Below are 22,968 nucleotides of genomic sequence, written 5' to 3'. Positions count from 1 at the left end.
CATATGAGCTACGATTTAGACGAAGATATTCTTCAGGACTTTTTAGTTGAAGCAGGCGAAATTCTCGAGCTTCTTTCTGAGCAGTTGGTAGAGCTGGAAAACAATCCTGATGACAAAGATCTATTGAACGCCATTTTCCGTGGCTTCCATACTGTCAAAGGTGGGGCTGGCTTCCTAGCACTCACTGAGCTGGTAGATACCTGTCACGGTGCAGAAAACGTGTTCGATATTCTGCGTAATGGCCAACGTTCAGTGAACGCAGGTTTGATGGATACGATGCTTCAAGCTTTGGATACTGTTAACGAACAGTTCCAAGCTGTGCAAGAAAGAGAAGAACTTCCTCGTGCTGAACAGTCATTGTTGGATGAACTGCATCGTCTAAGTAAGCCGGAGTCAGAAGACGAAGCTGTGGCTGAAGCTCCAGCGCCCGTTGCAGAACCTGAACCTGTTATTGAAGAACCTGTTGCCGCTCCGACTCCTGAGCCAAGTGCCGACGTTTCTGCAAATTCAATTGATGAAATTACTCAAGATGAGTTTGAGAAGCTGCTCGATGAGCTGCATGGTAAAGGCAGTGCGCCAGGCGCCGCGGAGCCGTCAGCACCGTCTGCTCCCACTCCGCCTCCAGTTCAACCCGCTGCGGATATGAGTGGTGATATCACCGACGACGAATTCGAGAAGTTGCTTGATGAACTTCATGGTGTAGGCAAGGCACCGGGTGAGTCAGAGCCTGCTGCTGTCACACCTCCACCTCCGCCGCCACCTTCTCCTACACCTTCTGCTGCGGCGGGTGACAGTGATTTGATGACAGATGCTGAGTTTGAAAAGTTACTGGATGAGCTTCATGGTTCAGGTAAGGGTCCTTCTGTTGAAGAGCTAGACGCTGCAACAAAACCTGCCGCTGCTAATCCTACTCCAGTTGTAGAAAAGCCAGCACCAGTTGCCGCTGCCAAACCAGCAGCGCAACCTGCGGCTAAATCTGCTCCTGCACCTGTACCAGAAAAAGCTGCAGCGAAAAAAGAAGTGGCAACACAAGCTAAGAAACCTCAAGCAGAAGCAACGGTGCGTGTTGATACCTCTACCCTGGATACCATCATGAACATGGTTGGTGAGTTGGTACTAGTGCGTAACCGCTTACTCAGCTTAGGGCTGAACAGCAACGATGAAGAAATGTCGAAAGCGGTTGCTAACCTAGATGTTGTTACGGCTGATCTGCAAGGTGCGGTAATGAAAACGCGCATGCAGCCAATCAAGAAAGTATTTGGCCGCTTCCCACGAGTTGTTCGTGATTTGGCGCGTAGTCTAAACAAAGACATCACGCTTGAAATGCGTGGAGAAGACACTGATCTAGATAAAAACCTAGTTGAAGCGCTAGCGGATCCATTGATTCACTTAGTGCGTAACTCGGTTGACCACGGTATTGAGATGCCTGATGCACGTGTTGCGTCTGGAAAGTCTAGAACAGGTAAAGTCATTCTTTCTGCAGCACAAGAAGGTGACCATATTGAATTGGCTATCGTTGATGATGGCGGCGGTATGGACCCTGACAAGCTACGAGGCATTGCCGTTAAACGTGGCATTATGGACGAAGATGCAGCATCACGTTTGACCAATAAAGAGTGTTTCAACCTTATCTTTATGCCGGGTTTCTCTAGTAAAGAACAGATTTCTGATATTTCCGGTCGTGGTGTAGGTATGGATGTTGTGAAAACAGCAATCAACACCTTGAACGGTTCGATCGATATCGACTCTGAAATGGGTAAGGGCACAAAGATCACCATCAAAGTGCCTCTGACTTTGGCAATCTTGCCAACACTAATGGTCGGTGTTGCCGGTCACCCATTCGCATTACCTTTGGCCAGCGTGAATGAAATCTTCCATCTAGACCTTAGCCGTACCAACGTGGTCGATGGTCAGCTGACAATTATCGTTCGTGAAAAGTCGATTCCGTTGTTCTACTTACAAAACTGGCTTGCTCCACAAGCGGGTCAAGTGGAGTTGCGTAAGGGGCATGGTCACGTAGTGATTGTTCAAATAGGCAGTCAACGCGTAGGCTTTGTGGTAGACACACTCATTGGTCAAGAAGAAGTCGTCATCAAGCCACTGGATAACCTATTACAAGGTACTCCGGGTATGGCTGGTGCAACCATCACCAGTGATGGTCATATCGCGCTAATTTTAGATGTGCCTGATTTGCTTAAGCAGTATGCTGCTGCTTCTAGAATCTAGTCGCGAGCTATAAAAGGAAATATATGGCGATCAAAGTATTAGTTGTCGACGATTCTAGTTTCTTCCGTCGCAGAGTGAGTGAAATCATCAACTCAGAGGCGAAGCTTGAAGTCGTTGATGTTGCAACCAATGGTAAGGAAGCCGTCGAGAAAGCGCTTAAAATTAAGCCCGATGTCATTACCATGGATATTGAGATGCCAGTCATGGACGGAATCACCGCCGTCCGTGAAATCATGGCGAAGTCTCCGATTCCAATTCTCATGTTCTCTTCGCTGACTCACGATGGCGCAAAAGCAACCCTAGATGCCCTAGATGCAGGTGCTTTAGATTTCCTACCGAAGAAATTCGAGGATATTGCCCGTAACCGTGATGAAGCGGTGAGTTTGCTGCAGCAACGTGTCATTCAAATCGCGTCAAAACGTGCATTCTTACGTCGTACACCGATAACACCGAGCCCAGCAACCCGAACTGCACCAAGTACTCCAACTCGAAGTACTTTGCAGCCGCGCTCTACAACGCCGGCACCCGCAAAACCAAAAACAGCGACTAGGTTTAAAGCGTCTGGTAAAAAATACCAGTTAACAGCGATTGGTACTTCGACAGGCGGTCCAGTTGCGTTGCAGAAAATATTGACTAAGTTACCTGCGAACTACCCGCATCCTATTGTGCTTATTCAGCATATGCCTGCGACATTTACTGCAGCATTCGCCAGCAGATTGAATTCACTGTGTAAGATCCAAGTGAAAGAAGCGGAAGATGGGGATGTGTTAAAACCGGGTGTCGCTTATCTGGCACCTGGTGGAAAGCAAATGATGATCGATGGTCGTCCTGGTTCCGCGAAACTGCGAATTATCGATGGTGGCGAACGGATGAACTACAAGCCATGTGTTGATGTGACATTCGGCAGCGCCGCTAAAATATATGCGGACCAAGTTTTGTCTATGGTGCTTACTGGTATGGGAGCCGATGGTCGAGAGGGCGCTCGTATGCTTAAAGGTGTTGGCGCTACGATCTGGGCTCAGGATGAAGAAAGCTGCGTTGTTTACGGTATGCCTCAAGCGGTTGCCAAAGCAGGGATTTCTACCGAAGACTTACCGTTGGATAGGATTGCTGAGCGTATGTTAGTCGAAGTAGGTCTAGCATAGAGGTCAAACATGATTGTATGGAGCATAGCAAATCAAAAGGGTGGTGTTGGTAAAACAACGACCACCATTACTCTTGCTGGTTTGCTAAGTAAACAAGGTAAGCGCGTGTTATTGGTTGATACCGACCCGCACGCTTCTTTGACCACGTATTTGGGTTATGACTCGGACAGCGTTCCGGCGAGCTTGTTTGACTTATTCCAATTGAAAGAGTTTAGCGAACAAAGTGTGATGCCGCTTGTCATGCAATCGGATATCGAAGGCATAGACATTATTCCGGCTCACATGTCGTTGGCTACGTTAGATCGCGTGATGGGTAATCGCAGTGGCATGGGGTTGATCCTCAAGCGAGCACTCAATGCGCTGCGTCAACGTTACGACTATGTGCTGATCGACTGTCCACCGATATTAGGTGTGATGATGGTCAATGCGCTGGCTGCAAGCGATCGTATCTTGATACCGGTACAAACCGAGTTTCTTGCTATGAAAGGCCTTGAACGCATGGTAAGGACTTTAGCGATTATGCAGAAGTCTCGTGGACAAGCATTTAAAGTAACCATCGTCCCTACTATGTATGACAAGCGAACACGGGCGTCGTTGCAAACTCTTCAGCAATTGAAAAAGGATTACCCAAGTCAAGTGTGGTCTTCGGCCGTGCCAATTGATACTAAGTTTCGCGATGCGAGCTTAAAGCACTTGCCGGTCTCACATTTTGCCTCTGGTAGTCGAGGTGTCTTTGCTTACAAACAGCTTCTGATTTACTTAGAGAGGTTGTCTATCGATGACTAACCAGTCACTACTCTCAAGTGAACAAGCCTTAGACGACTATTTCTCTGCCCTGCTAGAGGAAAGTGTCGAGGAGCAAGACCAAGTAATGGTTGACTCTGTTGGTGATGAAGCACATCTTACAGAGCCAGAGCCAGAGCCAGAGCCAGAGCCAGAGCCAGAGCCAGAGCCAGAGCCAGAGCCAGAGCCAGAGCCAGAGCCAGAGCCAGAGCCAGAGCCAGAGCCAGAGCCAGAATTGGAAGACTATTCCTTGCAGCCGATGCTGCAATCGGTCGATGAGAAAAGTTATTACGAGTCTCCAACGGAAGAGATAGAAGTCCCTAACCTTGATGACGTCGAACGTTTGCTTCAGCAGCTAGAGTCTACCAACCCTGTTGCCGAGCTCGACCTCGAAGAGATTTTGGAACAGAACACACTTGAGATTGCTCAGAGCCAACCTCAAGTAGAGGTCGAAGAGATTCAAGAGTGGGATCTTGAAGAGCCCGAAATCGCTGTCGCAGAACCTGAACCTGATTTGGTACAGGAGGTGCAACTTGAACAAGCTGTGGAAGTCGATATTGTCGAGCCAGAGATTGAGCATGTTGTAGAAACACAGCCAGAGACTCAGTCAGGTGGTGGTGATCTAAAACAGTGGCAATCAACAGCAAGAGATATTCAGTTTCAGGTACTTTACTTTGACGTTAATGGCGTGACTTTTGCGGTTCCGCTGGACGAGTTAGGTGGTATCCATCGCATTGCTGAATTGAATCACTTAATTGGTCGACCACCATGGTATCTCGGTTTGCAAACAAGCCGTGAAGCTCAGTTAGACGTTGTTGACACTGCTAAGTGGGTAATGGCTGAAAAGTTAACAGATGAGTCTTACAAAGAGGCTTATCAGTACATTGTTATGCTAGGTGAGAGTATGTGGGGCTTGGCCTCCACGCAATTGATGGGCACTGAGTCCCTAGATCCTAGTATGGTGCGCTGGCGAGAAACTGCAGGTAAGAGACCTTGGTTGGCCGGCATGGTAAAAGAAAAAATGTGTGCATTGATTCATGTTGAAGCATTGATAGCTATGCTTAATGCAGGACTTGATGTCAAAGCACTAGATAAATAGAACATGAGTGCCAATTTAGGCGTAGAGAGGAATAGGTATGTCTCAAACTAATGAAGTAGAAGTAAGAAAGGATCAGTCTAACGACGAAGTGCTTCAGTGGGTGACGTTCCAGCTTGAGGAAGAAACTTACGGCATCAACGTAATGCAGGTGCGTGAAGTTCTTCGTTATACTGAAATTGCTCCTGTACCAGGCGCGCCGGACTACGTTCTGGGTATTATTAACTTACGTGGTAATGTAGTAACGGTTATCGATACTCGTTCACGCTTCGGCTTGATTGAAGGTGAGATCACTGACAATACCCGCATTATCGTGATTGAGTCAGAACATCAAGTGATTGGTATTCTGGTTGATAGCGTAGCGGAAGTGGTTTACTTGCGTTCTTCTGAAATTGACACGACACCAAGTGTTGGTACAGATGAGAGTGCGAAGTTCATTCAAGGTGTTAGCAACCGTGATGGTAAGCTGTTGATCCTAGTTGATTTGAACAAGCTGCTAACAGACGAAGAATGGGATGAGATGGCTCACCTGTAATGGATGAGAGTTTATTCGCCAGTGCTCCAGTGATTGCTGGAGCTGTTGCACTTGTTTTACTGCTTTTTGTTCTTGCTTTGTTGCGCCTGAAAAATGGTCAAACCAAAGTCGCAGACCAAATGCGTCAGCAAAATCGTCATTTAGATAAAGAGCTGCAAAAGTCGAATAAGCAGTTACTCGAAGTCCGCTCAGTGGTCGTTGGCTTAGGCCAAAAAGTGAGCGAGCAGCATGATATTATTCAGCACTTGAACGAACGCATCACCGAACTAGAGCAAGAAGATAGTGATGGTCGACTTTATTCTCGAGCCAGTAAGATGGTCCAACTTGGCGCTGATCTGAATGAACTGATAGAAGAGTGCGAGCTGCCAAAGGCAGAAGCTGAGCTCATGATGTCGTTACAAAAAAAGATCGCTGGCAAAGAGAAAGTCCCTCCATTAGAGAGTAGCCCTGAAAGGCAAAAAGTTAAGTCGCATCAACGACGTGCTAGAAGATAACAGAATGAACAAGGTGCTTTCGAGCACCTTTTTTTATGTCTTCATGTAACCAATTAGTGGTAGTTACGTCACTATATGTTTAATTGTTAACAGATTCTTACGTAGTTTCGTGATTCGTATAGGTCTATTGCTGTGTTGTGCCTAACTGGCTGTGGTAATATATCCCCTCAAAATTTTAGTCGTGACCGAACATGTTAGAAGTATCTCAGCTTACAGCCATCCGAGATGAAAGAATTCTCTTCGAATCCCTCTCTTTTACTATAGATTCTGGTGAACTTGTCCAGATTGAAGGGCGAAATGGTACGGGTAAAACGACCTTGCTACGAATCGTCACTGGGTTAGGGGATCGCGACAACGGCGAAATATTCTGGAATGGTGAAAACATTGAAGCAAATAGAGATGCTTTTCACGAAGATTTGCTGTTTCTTGGTCACTCCACTGGCGTTAAGCGTGAATTGACGGCTTACGAAAACCTTCGCTTTTATCTTGCGGTTCACTCCAAATCTCCTGTTGATAAAGACACGATTTACAGCGCTTTGACGAAAGTGGGCTTGGCTGGCAGAGAAGATGTGCCTGTTGCGCAGTTATCAGCGGGCCAGCAAAGACGAGTGGCTCTAGCAAGGCTTTGGTTAAGTCAACACAAGCTTTGGATTCTAGATGAACCCTTAACAGCAATAGACAAACAAGGCGTGAAAGTTTTGGAATCGTTATTTTTAAACCACGCAGAGCAAGGTGGTATTGTGGTTCTAACTACGCACCAAGATATGTTCACTGATAACCCGAAACTTAGAAAAATAAAACTGGGCGAATAATATGTTAGGAATCATGAATAGCATTGTGCGTCGTGAGCTGTTGATTGCATTTCGCCGACAAGCTGACGTCTTAAACCCGTTATGGTTTTTCATCATCGTGATTACTCTGTTTCCATTGAGTATTGGCCCTGAGCCCAACCTTCTGGCACGTATAGCTGCAGGCATTGTATGGGTTGCAGCCTTGCTATCGGCTTTGTTGTCATTGGAGCGCTTGTTTCGCGACGATTTTCAAGATGGTTCTTTGGAACAAATGATGTTAATGCCTGTCCCATTACCCGTTGTCGTGATATCAAAAGTCATCGCACATTGGGTACTTACAGGTTTACCGCTGATACTGATTAGCCCGTTATTGGCTATTTTGTTGTCTCTTGATTTCAACACTTGGTTAGCGGTTGTATTGACCTTGCTTATTGGTACACCAACATTGAGTTTTATTGGCGCTATTGGTGTGGCGTTAACTGTCGGGTTACAAAAAGGAGGCGTGCTACTGAGCTTGTTAGTGTTGCCTCTGTATATTCCAATTTTGATTTTTGCGACGTCAGCGATTGATGCTGCGTCTTTGGGAATTGCGTATAACGGGCAATTGGCAATTTTAGGTGCAATGTTTATGGGAGCATTAACCTTAACGCCATTTGCAATTAGTGCTGCGTTGCGAGTAAGCGTCAATTAGTTGTTTTCGATCAAGCACGAATTTTTCCCTTTCTATAAATTACAAAACTAATAATTGTCTATTTCGATTACGTTAGAAGACAAAACTGAAGTAAGAGTGAGAACTAAACATGTGGAAATGGCTCCATCCCTATGCCAAGCCCGAATCAGCTTATCGACTGAGTGGTAAGCTGTTGCCTTGGTTCTCCATACTAGCTCTGCTGTGTTTATCGGCAGGTACAGTATGGGGATTGGCATTTGCTCCTTCTGATTATCAACAAGGTGATAGCTTTAGAATCATCTATATCCACGTTCCATCGGCCATTTGGTCAATGGGTGTGTATATGTCTATGGCTATTGCAGCATTTATAGGTTTAGTGTGGCAGATTCGCTTATCTGATCTTGCTGCTTCGGCTATGGCTCCTATTGGTGCTGTTTACACCTTCATTGCGCTTCTTACTGGTGCGATTTGGGGTAAGCCTATGTGGGGCACATGGTGGGTTTGGGATGCTCGTCTAACCTCGGAGTTAATCCTGCTATTCCTCTACTTAGGTGTCATTGCGCTTTACCATGCATTTGATGACCAAAAGACAGCGTCCAAGGCTGCTGGCATCTTAGCCATTGTGGGTGTGGTTAACTTACCGATCATTCACTTCTCTGTTGAATGGTGGAATACCCTGCACCAAGGCGCGACCATTACCAAATTCGAAAAACCATCTATTTCAAGCAATATGCTTTGGCCATTGCTGCTCAACATTTTTGGTTTTGCATTCTTCTTCGGTAGCGTAACTATGGTGCGTTTCCGCAATGCGATTATTAAAAATGAAAGCCATCGTCCATGGGTGTTAAAGCTCGCGGCTGATAAGTCTCAAGGAGGTAAGTAAGTATGCATTTTGAATCTTTGAGTGACTTCTTTGCTATGGGTGGGTATGCCGGCTATGTCTGGAGTGCCTTCGGAATTACTTTTCTTTCGATGATCATCGTATTAATCGTCAGCCTACGCCAAGGTGACGCGCTGTTAAAAGAAGTTCAATCGAAAGTCGATCGTCAGGCTCGTATTGACGCAGCTAAGAATTTGGAGAACACATTATGAACCCAAGACGTAAAAAGAGGCTCGGCATTGTTCTTGCCATTTTTATTGGTATCAGCGCCACTGTTGGTTTGATGCTTTATGCTCTTAACCAAAATATGGACCTTTTTTATACCCCGACAGAGTTGGTGAATGGTAAACCGGATGGTACTAAGCCAGAGGTTGGTCAGCGCTTACGTATTGGGGGCATGGTCGTTGAAGGATCAGTAAAACGTGATCCAAGTTCGCTGCAAGTTTCGTTCGACCTACATGATGTTGGCCCTAAAGTGACGATTCTTTATAACGGTATTCTTCCAGACCTATTCCGCGAAGGTCAGGGTATCGTAGCTCAAGGTGTACTGAAAAATGCGACGACTATTGAAGCGTTCGAAGTACTGGCTAAACACGATGAAGAATACATGCCACCAGAAATCGCAGAGGCGATGAAGAAAACGCATGAACCGCTACAGTACACAGAACAACAGAAACAAGGTGGCGGTCAATGATTGCTGAAATTGGTCACTTTGCGTTAATCGTTTCCTTAGCGATGGCGGTCTTGCTGAGCATACTGCCATTAGTTGGTGCGTCACGAAATAATACAATGCTGATGAATACCGCCAGACCATTGTCTTGGGGGATGTTCCTGCTTCTTCTCGTCTCGTTTTGTGTATTGCTGTGGGCTTTCTATACCAACGATTTCACGTTGAACTATGTAGCGACAAACTCAAATAGCCAGCTTCCTTGGTATTACCGTTTGACGGCTGTTTGGGGAGCTCACGAAGGCTCTTTGCTACTTTGGGTATTGATTCAAGCAGCGTGGACAGTGGCGGTAGCGTCGTTCAGTCGTGGCATGCCACAAGAGTCGGTTGCTAGAGTGTTGGCGGTAATGGGGATGATCACAGTAGGATTCCTGTTGTTTATCATAGTGACCTCTAACCCGTTTTTGCGCACTTTGCCTTTCTTCCCGGTTGATGGTCGAGACTTAAACCCATTACTACAGGACCCAGGTCTTATTATTCACCCACCTATGTTGTACATGGGCTATGTGGGCTTCTCGGTGGCATTCTCTTTTGCTATCGCTTCCTTGATGACGGGACGTCTTGATACGGCGTGGGCGCGCTGGTCTCGCCCTTGGACTACAGCAGCTTGGTTGTTCCTAACGCTTGGTATCGCACTAGGTTCATGGTGGGCATACTATGAACTTGGCTGGGGTGGCTGGTGGTTCTGGGATCCTGTCGAAAATGCTTCGTTCATGCCTTGGTTGGCGGGTACGGCTTTGATGCACTCGCTAGCCGTGACGGAAAAACGTGGCACATTTAAGGCTTGGACGGTACTGCTTGCGATCTCAGCGTTTTCATTAAGCTTGCTAGGCACATTCTTGGTGCGTTCAGGTATTTTGGTTTCAGTGCATGCCTTTGCTTCTGATCCATCTCGAGGCATGTTTATTCTTGGCTTCCTCGTATTTGTCATTGGTGGCTCACTACTGCTATTTGCATTGAAAGGAGCATCAGTACGTGTGCGTGGTAACTTCGATTTAGTTTCGCGTGAAAATGCCTTATTGGCTAATAACGTGCTGCTTATTGCTGCATTAGTTGTGGTGTTAGTCGGTACTTTGCTGCCATTGGTTCACAAGCAAATTGGTTTAGGCTCGGTGTCTATCGGCGCGCCATTCTTTGATATGTTGTTTGCTTGGTTGATGATTCCATTTTCTTTCCTTCTTGGTATCGGTCCTCTGATCCGCTGGAAACGAGATAACCTATCATCACTGAAAAAACCAATGTTGATTTCTGGTGTAGCGTCTTTGGCTCTAGCCGGTGTCTTTACGGTACTGTTCTCTGATTTCTTCCTGTTCATGGCTTACTTAGGCTGGGTTATGGCGTTGTGGATTATCTTTATGCATGGCTTTGAGTTACATGAGCGTGCAACGCACCGCCATAGCTTTATGCAAGGGGTGAAAAAGCTACAGCGTAGTCACTGGGCAATGATGCTTGGTCATGTGGGCTTAGCGGTATCAATCATTGGTATTGCGATGGTGCAAAACTACAGTATTGAGCGTGACGTGCGTTTGGCGCCCGGGGAGCATTACCAGATCCAAGGTTATGATTTCTATTTCAAAGGTTTGCGCGATAAAGATGGCCCTAACTACGATGGCTATATTGCAGACTTTGAAATCAAACTGGATGGTAAATACGTTAACACCCTGCACGCAGAGAAACGTTTCTACCGCACTGCACGTTCTATGATGACGGAAGCTGCGATTGATCGCGGTGTGACTCGAGATCTGTACATCGCTATGGGTGAACGTCTGGACGATAATAAGTCGTGGGCTGTACGTATTTATTACAAACCATTTGTTCGCTGGATTTGGGCTGGTTCACTGCTAATGGCACTTGGTGGTGCTATTGCGATCAGCGATAAGCGTTACCGTTTCAGAAAAAGTGCGAAGAAGCAGGAGGCATAATGAATAAGAAACTTCTATTTATCCCGCTGGTTGCATTCTTGGGTTTGGTGGCAGTGTTTGCCACCCAACTGGTTAAAAATTCGCAAGGAGACGACCCAACCAAACTTGAGTCGGTATTGGTCGGTAAATCCGTTCCAGAGTTTCGTTTAGAAGATCTCGCGGAACCTGGCAAACTTTACGATCAAGCGATTTTCAAAGGGGAACCTTTGCTGCTGAACGTATGGGCGACTTGGTGTCCGACTTGTTACGCTGAGCACCAGTACCTAAACCAATTGGCAAGTGAAGGCGTCAAAATTATTGGCATGAACTATAAAGATGATCGTACCAAAGCGATTGGTTGGTTGAACGATCTTGGCAACCCATATCTAATTAGTTTGTTCGATGGCAACGGTATGCTTGGCTTAGACTTAGGCGTATATGGTGCACCCGAAACCTTCTTAATTGATGCGCAAGGCGTGATTCGTTACCGTCATGTTGGGGATGTCAATGATCGTAATTGGAACGAAAAACTTAAGCCAATGTACGACGCATTGCTGGCGGAGGCCAAACAATGAAAAAGTGGATTTTGACCTTATTTGCAGCCGTAACTTTTTCGTTTGCTGTTCAGGCAGCCATCGAAGTACATGAGTTTGACACCCTTGAGCAAGAGCAGCAATTTAAGGAATTAGGTAACACTTTGCGTTGCCCTAAATGTCAAAATAACACCATTGCAGACTCGAACGCAGAACTTGCTGTCGATTTACGCGAAAAAGTGTATGAGATGACCAAAGCGGGTAAGTCTAAGCAAGAGATCATCGACTATATGATCGCTCGATACGGCAACTTTGTGACCTACAATCCTCCATTTACGGCTGCGACAGCCATCCTATGGTTAGGCCCTATTTCTGTTGTCCTAATTGGTTTTGGTTTTATTTTCCTAAGGAGTAGAGCTAAGAAGGCAACGGCGCAAAATGAAGAGTCGTGGGATCAGAGCAAAGAAGAACGCCTGAACGCTTTACTTGATGAAAGCAAAGATCAAAAGAATGATGGAGATAAGCAGTAATGACACTATTTTGGATAGCTTCAGTCATTCTTGTTGTTTTTAGCTGTATTTTAGTTGCGCTACCAGTTTTAAAGCAAAAAGCCAACAACGACGAGGCACTGCGTGACGAACTGAACAAAGCGTTCTATAAAGACCGTCTTTCTGAACTGGAAGAAGAAACAGAAGAGGGCTTAGTTGAGAATCAGCAAGACTTAATCGATGATTTGAAACAGTCGTTGTTAGATGACATTCCAAGTGAGCAACAAAAAGCACCAGAGAGCGTTATTTCTCCAATGGCTGTTTTGATTCCGTCAATGCTGCTCGTTGTGGGCTTATCTTACGCTATGTACTTTAAGTTTGGCGCTCAGCAAGATGTTCAAAACTGGCAAGAGGTAACCGCAAACTTACCTGCATTGTCGAAAAAGCTAATGTCTCCTCAAGGTGCTGAGTTGTCAGATGATGAAATGCGCGATCTAACGTTGGCACTACGCACACGCTTGCATTATCAACCAGAAGACTCAACGGGTTGGTTGCTACTTGGCCGTATTGCTTTGGCTAATCGCGATGTAGATACGGCAATTGGTTCGATGAAGAAAGCTTACAAGCTAGAGCCTGAAAATACCGACGTGATGCTAGGTTACGCTCAGGCTCTGATGCTTTCTCAAGATGATGTTGATCAGGAGAATGCCCGTCGTATCTTAGGCAACTTGGTACAACAGGATTATGTCGATCTCCGGGTTTTCTCATTACTGGCATTTGATGCATTTGAGCGTCAGGACTTTGCGGCGGCAATTCGCTACTGGGGCATTATGCAGCAGATGATTGGCCCAGAAGATAGTCGTTATGAGATGCTGGGTCGCAGTATCGAAAACGCGCAGAAGCAACTTGGCCAGCAAGTAGGTACGGGTAAATCTGTTTCTGTAACGATTGATCTCGCTGATCAAGTGGTGGTTGATCCCAATGCCGTGCTGATCGTATCAGTTCATACCGCAGACGGAGCACCTATGCCAGTTGCAGCAGCTCGCTATCCGATCGGTACGTTACCAAGAACCGTTGTGCTTGATGATGGCAACAGTATGATTGCTGAGCGTAAACTCTCTTCACTGGACAGTTTGATGGTTCGTGCCCGGATTGATAGTGACGGAAATGTCGCGACCAAAGATGGGGACTGGTTTGGAGAGAGTGAAGCCGTTAAAATAGGCGAACCCGTTGAAGTTATGATTGATAATCAGTATTAATAACTGCGATTTATCATTGAATTAGAGGCCGGTAACTACCGGCCTTTTTTATGGAAATTATAATAATGAAGAATGTAACGTCTCAGCTATGGCTAACCTTAAGCGCAGTGTTGCTGCTTGCTGGCTGTGCTGGCTCTCCAGAGATGGCTGAGGAAACGCCCGTTGAATCTGAAGTTAACGACCCATTCGAAGGCTTTAACCGTACTATGTGGTCAATAAACTATGATTACCTTGACCCGTATTTAGTTCGCCCGGTATCACTGGCTTATGTGGATTATATTCCAGTACCAGTACGTCAAGGTGTTGCCAATTTCCTCGGAAACTTAGATGAGCCCTCTAGCATGATCAATAACATCGTTATGGGTAATGGAGAGAAGGCCGTTGATCACTTCAACCGATTTTGGATAAACTCGACCTTTGGTTTGCTGGGCTTGATCGATGTGGCATCCGCTGCCGGTATTCCTGATCATGATGAAAAGGCATTCAGTGATGCCGCAGGACATTATGGTGTCGGTAATGGCCCATATGTCATGGTGCCTGGGTATGGACCTTGGACGGCTCGTGAAGCAACCGATGTTGTCGACGGTATGTATGTTCCGCTGACTTATCTTAACTTTTGGGCAGGGCTTGGTAAGTGGGCATTAGAAGGCTTAGAAAGCCGTGCAGCACTTGTTCCGCAGGAAGCGATGCTGAACAACTCGCCTGATCCTTATGCATTAACGCGAGATGCGTATCTACAACGTCAGGATTTTAAAGCGGAAATAGAAGCAGATGACTATGATGAAGACGAAGAAGCGTATCTTGATGAGTATCTGGATGAGTTTTAAGTGAATCGCGAGAGATAGAGAAAAGGCTTGGTTAATGACCAAGCCTTTTTAGTTTGAGAAGGATATTAGAAGGTGTAGTTAGCTTGAACACCGATCAGCCAAACATTGCCCGTTGTTTCCCCAACGAACTCGCCACCTACCGCTTGTGCTTTGTCATCAGACTCGTAGCCACGTGATTCGGTAATTGGCGCATCTTTAGCGAAGATGTAAGTGAAGCCACCATCAACAGAGAACTGCTTTGTAAACTCGTAGCTGGCACCAAGGCTTAGCCAAGTACGATCGGTTTCCGGAATGGTAATTGTACGGTTTCTATCACTCACGGCTGATGTGTCATAAGCAATACCAGTACGTACCGCTAGTTTAGGGTCAACTTGGTAAGTTGCGCCGACAGCGAAGCGGTAGTTGTCTTTCCAGTTTTCAACTTTAACCATCTGTGACTCTAACGTATCTAAATCAGCGTACAGCTCTTTAAAGCTGCTCCAGTCGGTCCAGTTGATGCTTGCATGCATAGCCAGTTTATCGGTTAACTGGTGGAAACTAGCCAATTCAGCTGTTTGAGGAAGCGTAAGGTCCATTGACCCTTTACTCTCTTCTACTTGGAACGTCGTTGAGCTGAAAATTTTAGCATCACCTTCAAGCTTAAGATCAACCGCAGACTTATAGCTAAAGCCTAAGCGATGAGCCTCATTGATCTGCCAAGCGGTACCAATTTGCCAACCCCAAGCGGTGTCATCGCCTTCCATGTACTTAAGATGAGTTCCTTTAGGCAATCCAAACGCGTTTGTCTCAGGTGCTGTGGCACCAAAGCTGCCTTCACCCATTACATAGCGAACGCCACCACCAATGCTAACCGCATCATTAACTTGGTAAGCCAAGTTCAGGTTTGCTTCTTTGGTGATGATGCTTGCTTCGTTGCCAAAGTGAGAGGCGGCGAAATCGTTACCTAGATCCGTTTCCATGCCGTAGTTAGTGCCGAGAGCGAAACCAACGGCAACTTCCTCTGAATAACGATGGGAAATGTAAAAGTTAGGAATAATTGCATCGTGAGCAAAGTCAGAAGAAGAAGCATCTGATGATGGTAGGTTTGGATTGATGGATTTTGAGCCGTCCACTTCACCGTCTACATCTACATTAGGATTTACATAGATCGCACCAACAGACACTTGTGTGCCTTGCAAGTGCATCAGCATGGCAGGGTTGCGCCATTGTGTACTTGCGTTATCGGCAATAGCGGCTTCACCAGCGTATGCTCGACCAAGGCCCGTTGCTGAGTATTCTGCCAACTGGAAACCTGCAGCATTCACGGCTGCAGATGTACTCACTAGGCTACATGCCACTGCTAGTGAAAGGAGAGTCTTGTTTGTTTTCATTGTAATGTTCGCTGAGATTAAATGTATTCAGTCGGGCGATGATAAAGTTAGAGCTATTACTTTAAAAATTAAAAACACTGTACTAGTAAGTTTTGAAGTTAAATCTTGTATAAATGAATATATAGGTCAAATATTCTAAATGTTAACGACTTGTGCCGAGGTTTCAGCGAACACTTGTAGGGTAGATCGGTGGTATTTGATTACACGTGTAAGCTTAAATGAGAGAGCATACCTAGGAAGAGTATGAAATATCAGTCAATTAGAATAGCGTAGATAGCAAAAAGGCCAGTGAACACTGGCCTTAGTTTAATCAGATATGCTGCGATTAGAAGCTGCGGCTGTACTGAAGGCCGACTAGGATTGCGTCAGCTTGCGTTGTACCCGTCACTTCTGTATACGCGTAACCTGTTGGTAGGCTCGAGTTTGGCAGAATCAGTGTTTCTTTAACTTCTGTCTCTTTACCCATCAAGTAAGTGATACCGAAGTCAATGCTAGAGCTGCTATCGATATGGAAGGTTAAACCTGTTGATAGCCACTGACGATCAGAGTCAGGTACAGAGATAGAAGTTAGATCATCCTGTGCACTGGTATCGTACATGTAGCCTGCACGAAGTTCCCAATCGTTGTTTAGGTAGTAAGTACCACCTAGGGCAAAGTGCCAGCCATCTTTCCACTGGTAATCTTTGTTGTAAGTCGTGCTTGCAGAAGCAAGAGCAGACTCAGACGGATCTAGGTTTTCGAAATCAATTGTTTCGAATGCACCCCAACCAATCCATTGCACGCTGTAGTGAACAGCGAAAGGCGTTTCTTTAATTCTGTGGTAACCAGAGAACTCAGCCATATCAGGTAGAGGTAGAGTTACTTTTTGATCTGCATCGTCTTCCGCAGTAAACGTAGGGCTGTAGCGGTAAGACAGTCCGAAGCGGTTGTTTTCATCTAGCTCGTAAACCGTACCTAGGTTAAAGCCAAACGCAAAACCATCCGCTTTATCTACGTTCAATAGGTAAGCTGAGCTGTTTGTACCAGGAACGGCGCGCTTAAATGTTCCTTGACCATAAATCAAGTCCAGACCAGCACCAATGCTCCAATGCTCGTCATAACGGTATGAAGCGGCTAGGCCAAAGTTAAAGCTTTTAACGTCTGTTAAACCACCAAATTGCGCAGCAACATAGTCGTCTTCAAATTCAGTTTTAGTACCAAAGTTAGAGTAAGCGTTAATACCCCAAGCGAACTTATCGTTAACCGGTACGATTAGGTGAATGTTTGGTGCGATTGACGTGTCGCCGATACCGTCTGCATCAGCGTTCTGGGATGTTGCACCTACGACTGAACCGTTCGCTGGAACGTACATGCCGCTAGTGTAAGAAGCATCTTTTACTTCGATGATAGAAGTAATGCTCTCGAAACCAAGAGACAGTTCAGTCTTGTCAAACAGAGCCATTGCAGCAGGGTTACGCGCCATTACTGAAGCGTTGTCTGCAATTACTGCGTCACCGGCGAATGCACGGCCGATACCAGTTGCTGATTGGGCGTTTAATTGAAAGCCAGCAGCTAGAGCTTGCTGCGAAGCGAGAGTTGCTGTGGTAATTGTCACTGCTAAAAGTGATTTTTTAAACAGACGCGTCTTGTTCATTTTTGCTTTTTCCTTTTTATGTTCGCCTCTAGTGGGCGATAAATTTGAGCAAAAGCTCAGTGGTGGCTGATACTAGACCCAAGTATAGGATATAGAAATCCGACCATTGGCTATTTGGAAGGGAAAATTGCTGAAATGATGGGCATCTAGCAGGAAATTGTCGCAAAATGCTACTTTTTAGAGTTAAGGCTCTAAAAAGTAGCTAAAAATAAGGCCTAAATAGAATATTCAGGCCTTGAACTCGATCACAAAATGTTGCGATATTGTTAACTCATGGGTTTTATAATATCTGCGATACTTTCGGCGATTTTCGCTACATCTTCCCCGTCATCTCCGACTAGAATCATGCTGGTATCACCCATGGGTTCAACGACACCCACCATGCCATCTTCGGCAAAGTCTGAGGCTTCCGGTGATGCAATCCCTGTCAAAAACAGAGTTACTTTGCCTTTTTCACCTTGGAACACCATGTGTAGGGCGTTAGATTTACCAAATCCGCAATGGTTTAGATAATAAACGTGATACGGGAAATGCGCGCTTAACTTATGGGAAAATGGCGCCATCTTAGCGTTGATCTGCGAAGATTGTACCTGTTCATCTAAATTGGCAATAAATGGCTTCTCATTAACGACATGGCCTAAAGCCGTAGACGCTAAACTTGCTTGTGCAGGAGGTACGACGATATTGCCCCAATTGACTTGGCCGACCAATAGACCCGCGACAAACGCTACCGAGGCAGCCATCGCCATCGCTCTGCGCGCAAAGTTTGGCCTAACAACATTGTCCTCTTGGGCATTGGATGTCTGATTAAACAGAATTCTATCTGCCAAATCTTCAGGGACATCAACGTTCATTGCTTTGGCGATCTGAGCGTCTAAATCTAAGATTTCGTCGGCAAACTTGCAGTTCGCTTCGCTGCTTTTAATCGCGCTGTTTAATTCGCTATCCCGAAACTTTGGATCGGACATGATGCGGCGACGAAATTCTAAATCATCCATTATTCTGTCCTCGTTGATTATTTTCAGGGTCGATCATCTCTTTGAGCTGATTGCGTGCTCTAAATAGACGAGTCATGACGGTATTCTTGTTTAGCCCAAGGATTTCACTGATCTCCTCACCACTGAATCCTCCCACAACTTGAAGGAATAGCGGCTCTCGGTAATCCACCTCGAGTTTCATAATTTGTGCTTGAATCCATTCGGTTTGATGATGCGGATCGTCGCTGACTTTAGCATCATTGCCATGGTCATCGATATCAACCAGATCAAACTGTTTTCGTTCAAAGCGTCTGGCGTTTTCCCGCCTTAGTATCGTGATTAACCACGATTTAGCGGCCTTCTCGTCTTGTAAACTGTCGAGAGACTTCCAAGCTCTCAAGCAGGTTTCCTGAACGAGGTCCTCTGAAACCGTTGGATCTTTACATAACCAATACGCATATCGGTATAAGTCTCTGTGATAGGCTCTGACGAGCGCTTCATATTTTCTTTGTCTGTCCATATCCGAGTTGACCGGGGTAGCAGACTTTTTCTTCCCAAAAAAATTGAGTATCGACACAAGAGCCTCCCTAACTGCTCTGTGAATGATGATGCTTCTGCAAACTAACGTATTGAAGAAGCTCGATTTATGGCTCTAGCAAGCTATATGAAAAAAGTGAGTAACTTTTATCCGCAATTGATTATTTATAAGCATAATTGGTATTTGGATAAGATATAAATGGTAAACATCATTAGAAACTCACCTAAAATTGATCTATTTCAAAATCTACTGCCGCACAGCGGTTATAGTAGCACCTGTCATCTAGTCAGTGTTTCACTGACATGTTGAGCAAGATGACACTTCCTTTTGAAGGCTGACTTTACTTTCTCCTAATCAGGAAACTGATTATTTCAATTGGCGTAAGTTAATTGCTTTATACATTCCGACCACACAGTTCTGTGTGGTTTTTTTTTGCCTATTGAAAGTTAAACCATAAAGTTGCATTGAATTGACTCACTGGCAACTCATCCCTGTCAACATATTGATAATCATCATATAAAAACAAGCTTACTTACTCATGATATGAAATAGAGTGAGTTAGCTTTTCTACTCTAAATCACGTTTATTCAAACGAGTGTTTGATTGTGTTAACAATCTCGTTACAATGGCGTGGTCAGACCTCTTATTATCCAAGGAGAAACAATGGGCAAGCAGGAAGTGAAAACTCGCTCTGGTGAGCGTGTCGCAATTGTTGCTGGTTTGCGTACCCCTTTTGCGCGTCAAAGTACGGAATTTAGTCAAGTTCCAGCTGTTGATTTAGGCAAAATGGTCGTCAGCGAAATGATGGCAAGAACCGAGATCGATCCAAAGTTGATTGACCAAGTTGTGTTTGGTCAGGTCGTACAAATGCCTGAAGCACCGAATATCGCACGTGAAATTGTTCTTGGTACAGGCATGGACATTAATACCGATGCGTATAGCGTAACCAGAGCCTGCGCAACGAGCTTCCAGTCGGCCGTCAATGTGGCAGAAAGCATTATGGCAGGTACTGTCGATGTGGGTATTGCTGGCGGTGCGGATTCGTCCTCTGTTTTACCAATCGGTGTTTCTAAGAAGCTCGCAGCAAATCTGCTAGCACTAAGCAAAACCAAGACAGTAGGCCAAAAACTTAAAATTCTAAAGAGCCTATCTCTTAAAGACCTTATGCCCGTTCCGCCGGCTGTCGCAGAGTATTCAACGGGCCTTTCAATGGGCCAAACGGCTGAGCAAATGGCGAAGTCTCATGGCATTAGCCGCCAGGAGCAGGATGCACTTGCTCATCGCTCGCATACTCTGGCTGCGCAAGCTTGGAAAGAAGGCAAAATTGAAGGCGAGGTGATGACAGCATTCCCAGAGCCTTACAAAAAATGGATCTCTCAAGACAATAATATTCGCCATGACTCGACACTAGAAGGCTACGCGAAGTTGCGTCCGGCCTTTGACCGCCAGTATGGCAGCGTAACAGCCGCAAACAGTACGCCTCTCACAGATGGTGCAGCGGCAATCATGTTGATGCGTGAAGGCAAAGCCAAAGAACTTGGCTTGGATATTATGGGCTACATACGCTCATATGCTTTCTCGGCTATTGGCGTTGAAAAAGACATGTTGATGGGGCCATCTTATGCGACGCCGATGGCACTAGAACGTGCAGGAATTGAATTGTCTGACTTAACACTAATCGACATGCATGAAGCGTTTGCAGCACAGGCGCTCTCTAATGTGAAGATGTTTGCCAGCGATGCTTTTGCCCAGCAACATCTTGGCCGATCTAAAGCGATTGGTGAAATCGACATGGACAAATTCAATGTGTTAGGTGGTTCGATTGCCTACGGTCATCCATTTGCGGCAACTGGGGCTCGTATGATTACTCAAACACTGCGCGAACTGCAACGTCGTGGCGGCGGACTAGCGTTGAACACTGCATGTGCAGCTGGTGGTTTAGGTGCGGCAATGATTTTGGAGGTTGAGTAATGAGCGAGCAAAAAGCATTTAATCTAATTATCGATGAAAATAACCTTGCTTGGCTGTCTATTGATGTTCCAGGCGAAAAGATGAACACCTTGCAAGCTGCTTTTGCTGAAGAAATGGAAGAGGTGTTTACTCACTTAGAAGAGCACAAATCTTCGCTAAAAGGGCTCATTGTTCACTCGTTAAAACCGGACAATTTTGTTGCGGGCGCGGATGTTCGTATGCTTGACGCTTGTACCACCACGGCGGAAGCGCAAGCATTAGCTGAAAAAGGCCAACAGATGTTCCAGCAGTTGTCCGATCTGCCGTATCCCGTAGTGGCAGCGATCCACGGTCCTTGTTTGGGTGGTGGTCTTGAGTTGGCGTTGGCATGTGATTATCGCGTCTGTACCGATTCGGACAAAACGCGTTTGGGTCTGCCAGAAGTCCAATTAGGCTTATTACCGGGCTCGGGTGGTACTCAACGTCTACCTCGCTTAATTGGCCTTTTACCGTCTCTCGATCTTATCTTAACGGGTAAGCAGCTTAGAGCTAAAAAAGCCAAGAAACTTGGCGTCGTTGATGCGGTTGTTCCTGACACCATTTTACTTGATGTCGCAAAGAGCTTGATCGACAAACACTCGGGCAAGAAAAAAGCCAAGCGTCAGGCTTCTACAAAAGAAAAGTTGATCGCCAATACGGGTCTTGGCCGTAAAGTGATTTTTGAACAGGCAGCCAAGAAAACCCATGAAAAGACGCGTGGCAATTACCCTGCTGCGGACGCGATTTTAGAAGTAATTCGTTTTGGTCTCGAGAAAGGCTTTGAAAAAGGTCAGAAGAAAGAAGCCGAACGTTTTGCTGAATTGGTCATGACGCCAGAATCTAAAGCGTTGCGCTCGATATTCTTCGCCACTACGGAAATGAAGAAAGAAAATGGCGCTGATGCGGATCCTAAACAGGTTAAACGTGCTGCTGTGCTAGGAGGCGGGTTAATGGGCGCTGGTATTAGCCACGTCAGTGTCGCGAAAGCTAAAGTGCCTGTACGCATCAAAGATGTATCAAACGACGGCGTGTTAAATGCGCTGAAGTACAACTACAAGCTATTCGAAACACAGCGTAAGCGCCGCATTATCAGCAAAGCTCAGTTACAGTCTAAGATGTTACAACTCTCCGGTGGCATTGATTTTACTAATTTCAATCACACCGATATTGTTATTGAAGCGGTGTTTGAAGACCTAGAGCTGAAGCAAACGATGGTCGCTGATATTGAAGAGAATGCCAAAGAGAGCACCATCTTTGCGACTAACACCTCGTCATTGCCAATCGCTCAAATTGCCGAAAAAGCCAAAAGACCAGAAAACGTGGTTGGCCTGCACTATTTCAGCCCAGTAGAAAAAATGCCATTGGTCGAGGTGATTCCTCATGAAGGAACCTCTGAAGAGGCTGTCTCTACCGTGGTTGAATTTGCTCGTAAGCAAGGTAAAACGCCGATCGTTGTTAAAGACAGTGCAGGTTTTTATGTTAACCGCATCTTAGCGCCTTACATGAATGAATCCGCGCAGATTCTTATGTCGGGTGAACCTATTGGTCATCTAGATAACGCATTGCTTAATTTTGGCTTCCCAGTCGGACCTATCACTTTGCTTGATGAAGTTGGTGTGGATATCGGCGCGAAAATCATGCCGATTTTGGTCAACGAGTTAGGAGAGCGTTTCCAAGGGCCTGATGTGTTCGATACGTTGCTGAACGATGGCCGAAAAGGGCGTAAGAGTGGTAAAGGCTTTTACACTTACAAAGGTAAGAAAAAAGAGGTCGACAAGTCAGTGTATAAGTTACTTGGCTTGAGCCCTGAATCTAAGATGGCTCAACAAGACATGGCGATGCGTTGTGTGTTACCAATGTTGAATGAGGCCGTTCGCTGTTTAGATGAAGGCATTATTCGTAGCCCTCGTGATGGTGATATAGGTGCAATTTTTGGTATTGGTTTCCCTCCATTCTTAGGTGGTCCTTTCCGTTATATGGACCAAATTGGAGTGAAGAAACTGGTCGAAATTATGAACGAACATGCTGAGAAGTACGGTGATCGTTTTGCTCCTTGCGATGGTCTACTTACTCGTGCTGGCTTGGATAAGCCTTTTTATGAGTAGG

At 45.7% G+C, this 22,968-nt stretch carries 22 protein-coding genes; 18 read left to right on the top strand and 4 right to left on the bottom strand.

The genetic code is table 11. The features are described 5' to 3' along the window. Positions 1 to 3: 3 nt before the first annotated feature. The 16 genes from RH45_RS19625 to RH45_RS19550 all read left to right on the top strand — a co-directional run bounded on the left by RH45_RS19625 (position 4) and on the right by RH45_RS19550 (position 14,355). Positions 4 to 2,226 (top strand): chemotaxis protein CheA, encoded by a 2,223-nt coding sequence (locus tag RH45_RS19625; RefSeq protein ID WP_008080707.1) that lies wholly within the window; start codon positions 4 to 6, stop codon positions 2,224 to 2,226. A 23-nt stretch (positions 2,227 to 2,249) separates the two neighbouring features. Continuing rightward, on the top strand, positions 2,250 to 3,371 hold the full coding sequence (locus RH45_RS19620) for a protein-glutamate methylesterase/protein-glutamine glutaminase (protein ID WP_008080706.1): 1,122 nt from the start codon (positions 2,250 to 2,252) through the stop codon (positions 3,369 to 3,371). A gap of 9 nt (positions 3,372 to 3,380) precedes the next feature. Further along, a complete protein-coding gene (locus RH45_RS19615; protein ID WP_008080705.1) occupies positions 3,381 to 4,157 on the top strand; it encodes a ParA family protein in 777 nt (258 codons plus the stop codon). Beyond that, on the top strand, positions 4,150 to 5,253 hold the full coding sequence (locus tag RH45_RS19610; protein WP_008080704.1) for a chemotaxis protein CheW: 1,104 nt from the start codon (positions 4,150 to 4,152) through the stop codon (positions 5,251 to 5,253). Before RH45_RS19615 ends, RH45_RS19610 begins: the two co-directional genes overlap by 8 nt. A gap of 37 nt (positions 5,254 to 5,290) precedes the next feature. Then, entirely contained in the window at positions 5,291 to 5,785 is a 495-nt protein-coding gene (locus RH45_RS19605; RefSeq protein ID WP_008080703.1) for a chemotaxis protein CheW, read from the top strand. Next, complete coding sequence (locus RH45_RS19600; protein ID WP_008080702.1) at positions 5,785 to 6,279, top strand: DUF2802 domain-containing protein; 495 nt, start codon at positions 5,785 to 5,787, stop codon at positions 6,277 to 6,279. Before RH45_RS19605 ends, RH45_RS19600 begins: the two co-directional genes overlap by 1 nt. A 191-nt stretch (positions 6,280 to 6,470) precedes the next feature. Next, positions 6,471 to 7,091, top strand: coding sequence for a cytochrome c biogenesis heme-transporting ATPase CcmA (gene ccmA, locus RH45_RS19595; RefSeq protein ID WP_008080699.1), 621 nt, complete (start codon positions 6,471 to 6,473; stop codon positions 7,089 to 7,091). A gap of 1 nt (position 7,092) precedes the next feature. Further along, on the top strand, positions 7,093 to 7,761 hold the full coding sequence (ccmB, locus tag RH45_RS19590; RefSeq protein WP_039958945.1) for a heme exporter protein CcmB: 669 nt from the start codon (positions 7,093 to 7,095) through the stop codon (positions 7,759 to 7,761). 109 nt (positions 7,762 to 7,870) lie between these two features. Continuing rightward, complete coding sequence (locus tag RH45_RS19585; RefSeq protein ID WP_008080696.1) at positions 7,871 to 8,623, top strand: heme ABC transporter permease; 753 nt, start codon at positions 7,871 to 7,873, stop codon at positions 8,621 to 8,623. 2 nt (positions 8,624 to 8,625) lie between these two features. After that, positions 8,626 to 8,832, top strand: coding sequence for a heme exporter protein CcmD (gene ccmD, locus RH45_RS19580; protein ID WP_008080695.1), 207 nt, complete (start codon positions 8,626 to 8,628; stop codon positions 8,830 to 8,832). After that, positions 8,829 to 9,314 carry a cytochrome c maturation protein CcmE gene (gene ccmE / locus RH45_RS19575; protein ID WP_008080693.1) on the top strand — a complete coding sequence of 162 codons (486 nt, stop codon included), beginning with the start codon at positions 8,829 to 8,831 and terminating at the stop codon, positions 9,312 to 9,314. The genes ccmD and ccmE overlap by 4 nt, the downstream gene beginning before the upstream one ends. Then, positions 9,311 to 11,269, top strand: a complete 1,959-nt coding sequence (locus RH45_RS19570; RefSeq protein WP_008080691.1) for a heme lyase CcmF/NrfE family subunit — start codon at positions 9,311 to 9,313, stop codon at positions 11,267 to 11,269. The genes ccmE and RH45_RS19570 overlap by 4 nt, the downstream gene beginning before the upstream one ends. Beyond that, positions 11,269 to 11,823: a DsbE family thiol:disulfide interchange protein gene (locus RH45_RS19565; protein WP_008080690.1), complete on the top strand. Its 555-nt coding sequence runs from the start codon at positions 11,269 to 11,271 to the stop codon at positions 11,821 to 11,823. The genes RH45_RS19570 and RH45_RS19565 overlap by 1 nt, the downstream gene beginning before the upstream one ends. Beyond that, entirely contained in the window at positions 11,820 to 12,311 is a 492-nt protein-coding gene (locus RH45_RS19560) for a cytochrome c-type biogenesis protein (RefSeq protein WP_008080689.1), read from the top strand. The genes RH45_RS19565 and RH45_RS19560 overlap by 4 nt, the downstream gene beginning before the upstream one ends. Then, the gene (gene ccmI, locus RH45_RS19555; protein WP_008080688.1) at positions 12,311 to 13,528 is read left to right on the top strand and encodes a c-type cytochrome biogenesis protein CcmI; all 1,218 of its coding nucleotides are present in this window, start codon (positions 12,311 to 12,313) and stop codon (positions 13,526 to 13,528) included. The genes RH45_RS19560 and ccmI overlap by 1 nt, the downstream gene beginning before the upstream one ends. 65 nt (positions 13,529 to 13,593) lie before the next feature. Beyond that, positions 13,594 to 14,355 carry an MlaA family lipoprotein gene (locus RH45_RS19550; RefSeq protein ID WP_008080687.1) on the top strand — a complete coding sequence of 254 codons (762 nt, stop codon included), beginning with the start codon at positions 13,594 to 13,596 and terminating at the stop codon, positions 14,353 to 14,355. A 65-nt stretch (positions 14,356 to 14,420) separates the two neighbouring features. On the opposite strand, the gene RH45_RS19545 is transcribed toward RH45_RS19550, so the two are convergent. The 4 genes from RH45_RS19545 to RH45_RS19530 form a co-directional block, all read right to left on the bottom strand. Beyond that, positions 14,421 to 15,725 carry an outer membrane protein transport protein gene (locus RH45_RS19545; protein ID WP_008080685.1) on the bottom strand — a complete coding sequence of 435 codons (1,305 nt, stop codon included), beginning with the start codon at positions 15,723 to 15,725 and terminating at the stop codon, positions 14,421 to 14,423. Positions 15,726 to 16,050: 325 nt separating this feature from the next. Beyond that, on the bottom strand, positions 16,051 to 17,358 hold the full coding sequence (locus tag RH45_RS19540; protein ID WP_008080680.1) for an outer membrane protein transport protein: 1,308 nt from the start codon (positions 17,356 to 17,358) through the stop codon (positions 16,051 to 16,053). A gap of 266 nt (positions 17,359 to 17,624) precedes the next feature. Beyond that, positions 17,625 to 18,356 (bottom strand): DUF3379 domain-containing protein, encoded by a 732-nt coding sequence (locus tag RH45_RS19535; protein WP_008080678.1) that lies wholly within the window; start codon positions 18,354 to 18,356, stop codon positions 17,625 to 17,627. After that, positions 18,349 to 18,912: a sigma-70 family RNA polymerase sigma factor gene (locus RH45_RS19530; protein WP_008080677.1), complete on the bottom strand. Its 564-nt coding sequence runs from the start codon at positions 18,910 to 18,912 to the stop codon at positions 18,349 to 18,351. The genes RH45_RS19535 and RH45_RS19530 overlap by 8 nt, the downstream gene beginning before the upstream one ends. A gap of 624 nt (positions 18,913 to 19,536) precedes the next feature. Here RH45_RS19530 and fadI point away from each other — a divergent pair. Together fadI and fadJ are read left to right on the top strand one after the other, a co-directional pair. Beyond that, complete coding sequence (fadI, locus tag RH45_RS19525) at positions 19,537 to 20,844, top strand: acetyl-CoA C-acyltransferase FadI (RefSeq protein ID WP_008080669.1); 1,308 nt, start codon at positions 19,537 to 19,539, stop codon at positions 20,842 to 20,844. Continuing rightward, the gene (gene fadJ, locus RH45_RS19520; RefSeq protein ID WP_008080668.1) at positions 20,844 to 22,967 is read left to right on the top strand and encodes a fatty acid oxidation complex subunit alpha FadJ; all 2,124 of its coding nucleotides are present in this window, start codon (positions 20,844 to 20,846) and stop codon (positions 22,965 to 22,967) included. The genes fadI and fadJ overlap by 1 nt, the downstream gene beginning before the upstream one ends. Position 22,968 lies beyond the last annotated feature (1 nt).

The organism is Vibrio sinaloensis DSM 21326 (genome assembly GCF_000189275.1).
Lineage (GTDB): Bacteria > Pseudomonadota > Gammaproteobacteria > Enterobacterales > Vibrionaceae > Vibrio > Vibrio sinaloensis.
This window is presented reverse-complemented; position numbering and strand designations above follow the sequence as displayed.